Origin of the sequence: Pseudonocardia sp. McavD-2-B (assembly GCF_024124365.1) — a bacterium.
GTDB classification, from domain to species: Bacteria; Actinomycetota; Actinomycetes; order Mycobacteriales; family Pseudonocardiaceae; genus Pseudonocardia; species Pseudonocardia alni.
In genome coordinates this window covers 1-3,851 of the sequence record NZ_JAMXSG010000400.1, presented here as the reverse complement: position 1 = coordinate 3,851, position 3,851 = coordinate 1, and the positions used below count along the sequence as shown (strand labels likewise).

3 protein-coding genes and 1 pseudogene are annotated in these 3,851 nt (G+C 77.0%); all 4 read left to right on the top strand.

Annotated features, from left to right (window positions below; genetic code table 11):
- A partial coding sequence (locus NH602_RS29135) for a DUF6350 family protein (protein WP_253069481.1) occupies positions 1-1,066 on the top strand: 1,066 nt, incomplete at its 5' end.
- A 119-nt stretch (positions 1,067-1,185) separates the two neighbouring features.
- The gene (gene purN, locus NH602_RS29130) at positions 1,186-1,794 is read left to right on the top strand and encodes a phosphoribosylglycinamide formyltransferase (RefSeq protein WP_073576416.1); all 609 of its coding nucleotides are present in this window, start codon (positions 1,186-1,188) and stop codon (positions 1,792-1,794) included.
- Complete coding sequence (gene purH, locus NH602_RS29125; protein ID WP_253069480.1) at positions 1,787-3,346, top strand: bifunctional phosphoribosylaminoimidazolecarboxamide formyltransferase/IMP cyclohydrolase; 1,560 nt, start codon at positions 1,787-1,789, stop codon at positions 3,344-3,346. Before purN ends, purH begins: the two co-directional genes overlap by 8 nt.
- 271 nt (positions 3,347-3,617) lie before the next feature.
- Positions 3,618-3,851, top strand: a pseudogene (locus NH602_RS29120) (hypothetical protein); the annotation flags it as partial.

Sequence of the window (3,851 nt, the reverse complement as noted above, 5' to 3'; positions counted from 1 at the left end):
CGGGGCCCGGGTCGCGGCCGCCGCGCTGCTGCTGGTCGCCGCCCTCGTCCTGACCGTGGCGCTGCTCGCGAGCGCCTCCGATGTCGCCGACACCGCCGAGCGCATCGCCCCCGGCGCCTGGGCGGGCGTCGGGGTGCTGGTGCTGAGCATCGGGTACCTGCCGAACGCCCTGATCGGGGCGCTGTCCTGGGCGCTGGGCGCGGGGGTGTCGGTCGGTATCGCCCGGTCCGGTCCGTTCGGCGTCGAGCCGGGTCCGCTGCCGCCGTTCCCGCCCGCGGTGGTCCTGCCCGTCACCACCGTCCCGACGGCCGCGGTGCTGGTCGTACTGCTGCCCGTCGTCGCGGGGGCGCTCGGCGGGATCGCCTGCCGGCGGGCGCTGGCCGACGACGCGCCGGTCGTGGACCGGGTCGCGGCACCGGCGCTGGCGGCCGTGGTCGTCGCGGTCGGGGCGGCCGTCCCGGCGGCGCTCGCCGGGGGTGCGCTCGCGGGCGGGCCCTACGACCCGGTGTCGTTCCACCCGTGGGCGGTCCTCGGCTGCGCGCTGCTGCTGGTCGGGATCCCGGCCGTGCTGACCTGCGCCGGGACCGAGCTCGCCCGGCACGTCCCGATGGGCGGCACCGGCCGGTCGCGGACCGCGGTCGACCGGGCCCGGGCCGCCCGGGACCGCCGTCGCGCGTCGACGGTGGGGGAGCTGGTCGAACGCCGTCGCACCGCCGGGGCGCCCGCCCGCCGCGCCGACGCCGCACGGGACGACGACGGGGGCCACGACGACCTCCACCCCTACTCCGACGCCGCCCCCGACGAGGAGCCCGGCGGAGCCGGTCGCACGACCACCCGTCGCGTCGACGGTTCCGCCGGCCGTGATCCCGCCGGCGACGACGAGGACCCCGGCCACGACCCCGACGACGGCGACCCCGACGACACGGGGGGCCACGGCCCCGACGGTCGCCGCGCAGCCGGGCGCCGCGCCGACCGGGACACCGACGACGGGGACCCGTCCGACCGGCGCACCGACGGCCGGACCGACCGCATCACCCGCCCCCGCGACCGCTCCCGGGACGACTGACCCGACGCCCGGCAGGCCGGGTGACCCGGGCCACCGCACCGGGCGCCGCCGTCGTCGGAGGGCGCGTCTACCCTGGCCAGGGGCCGTGGAGCGGCCCGGGCCGGCGAGGAAGGGACACGGTGGGCGCGCAGGAGCGGCACGGGGCGCTGCGGGTCGTCGTCCTCGTCTCCGGGAGCGGCACCCTGCTGCAGGCACTGCTCGACACCGCGGGCGCCGGATTCGCCGTCGTCGCCGTCGGGGCCGACCGCGCGGGTGCCACCGGGCTCGACCGGGCCCGCGCCGCAGGTGTCCCCACCTTCGTCGAGCGGGTCGCCGACCACCCCGACCGCGACGCCTGGAACACCGCGCTCGCCGCGGCCGTCCTCGCGCACCGGCCGGGCCTCGTCGTCGGGGCGGGGTTCATGAAGCTCGTCTCCCCGGCCTTCCTGGACGCGCTCGGATGCCCGATGCTGAACACGCACCCGGCGCTGCTGCCGGCGTTCCCCGGCGCGCACGCCGTCCGGGACGCGCTGGCCGCCCGGGTGCCCGTCACCGGCGCGACCGTGCACGAGGTCGACGCCGGGCTCGACACCGGACCGGTGCTCGCGCAGGCGGAGGTCCCCGTGCTCCCGGGCGACGACGAGACCTCCCTGCACGAGCGCATCAAGACCGAGGAACGACGGCTGCTGGTCGCGACCGTGCGACGGTTCGCCACCGCCGCCCAACCCCACGAGGTGAACAGTGAGTGAGCGCAGGCCGGTACGCCGGGCCCTGATCAGCGTCTACGACAAGGCCGGTCTCCTCGACCTGGCCACCGGGCTGCACGCCGCCGGGGTGGAGATCGTCTCGACCGGCTCCACCGCACAGCGGATCGCCGACGCCGGCGTCCCGGTCACCCCCGTCGAGGAGGTCACCGGGTTCCCCGAGTGCTTCGACGGCCGGGTCAAGACCCTGCACCCGCGGGTGCACGCCGGGCTGCTCGCCGACACCCGCAAGCCCGAGCACCTCGCGCAGCTCGAGCAGCTGAACATCGCGCCGTTCGACCTGCTGGTGTCCAACCTCTACCCGTTCCGCGAGACCGTCGCGTCCGGCGCGAGCCGCGACGAGGCCGTCGAGCAGATCGACATCGGCGGCCCGGCGATGGTGCGGGCCTCGGCGAAGAACCACGAGAGCGTCGCGGTCGTCGTCGACCCGTCGCGCTACGCCTGGGTGCTCGAGCAGGTCGGCGCGGGCGGGTTCGTCGTGGAGGACCGCCGCAGGCTGGCCGCCGACGCCTACCGGCACACCGCCGCCTACGACGTCTCGGTCGCGACCTGGATGGGCGAGCAGTTCCCCGCCGGCGACGACGACGCCTCCGCCGAGTGGGTGGGCGCCACCTGGACCCGCGAGCGCCCGCTGCGCTACGGCGAGAACCCGCACCAGTCCGCCGCGCTCTACACCGACGGCACCGGTTCCGGCCTCGCCGGCGCCGAGCAGCTGCACGGTAAGGAGATGTCCTACAACAACTACGTCGACGTCGACGCCGCCTGGCGCGCCGCGCACGACCACGGCGACCGCCCCACGGTCGCGGTGATCAAGCACGCCAACCCGTGCGGGATCGCGGTCGGCGCCGACGTCGCCGAGGCCCACCGCAAGGCGCACGCCACCGACCCGGTGTCGGCGTTCGGCGGGGTCATCGCGGTCAACGGCGAGGTCTCGGTCGCGATGGCCGAGCAGGTCGCCGAGATCTTCACCGAGGTCGTCGTGGCCCCCGGCTACGCCGACGGCGCCCTCGAGGTGCTCCAGCGCAAGAAGAACGTCCGTGTCCTCCGCATCCCCGACGGCGCCGCCCGCACCGGCACCGAGCTCCGCCCGATCTCCGGCGGGTTGCTGGTGCAGCAGCGCGACCTCGTCGACGCCGACGGCGACGACCCGGCCGCCTGGAAGCTCGTCACCGGCGACGCCGTCGCCCCCGAGGTGCTCGACGACCTCGCGTTCGCCTGGCGTGCCTGCCGCGCGGTGAAGTCCAACGCGATCCTGCTCGCCCACGACGGCGCGGCGGTCGGCGTCGGCATGGGCCAGGTCAACCGGGTCGACGCGGCGAAGCTCGCCGTGACCCGGGCCGGGGACCGGGCCCGCGGCTCGGTCGCCGCCTCCGACGCGTTCTTCCCCTTCCCCGACGGGCTGGAGGTGCTGCTCGACGCCGGAGTCGCCGCCGTCGTGCAGCCCGGCGGCTCGGTCCGCGACGACGAGGTCGTCGCGGCCTGCGCGAAGGCGGGCGTGCCGATGTACCTGACCGGGACGCGGCACTTCGCCCACTGACCCACCGCCCACCCCGACGGCCCGGGACCGCCTCGCGCGGCCCGGGCCGTCGGCGTTCGGAGCAGTTCGGAGGGTGTCCCGCCGAGAATGTCGGGGGTGCGTGCGACGGTCATCCTGTCGTCGTCACCACCCCCACCCGGGGGATGCGGAGAGGCGGCACAGGCCCTATGCTTCGAACGTCAGTTCGAGTACGCGTCGCCTTCCCCGCGGCGCGCCGGGTGAGGTCGCGGCCGTTCGGCCGTGGCGCGGTGTGTGGCGGGGAGGTACTGCGGTGCGCGTCGGTGCGGGCGAGGGGCCGGTCGTCGTCGGAGGAGCGGCGGCGGTCGGCCGGGTGGTCGGCGGTGCCGGTGGGGGAGCCGGCATCGACGTCGGGGACGACACCGGTCCGGAGGGGTCCTCCGGGCCGGTGGTCGGGGTCGGGTCACGTGTCCCCGGGGGCGGGCGGGAGCTGCTGCCCGGGGCACGGGGCCCGGCCGGGGGGCCGGGGTCCCCGGCCGGCTCGGCC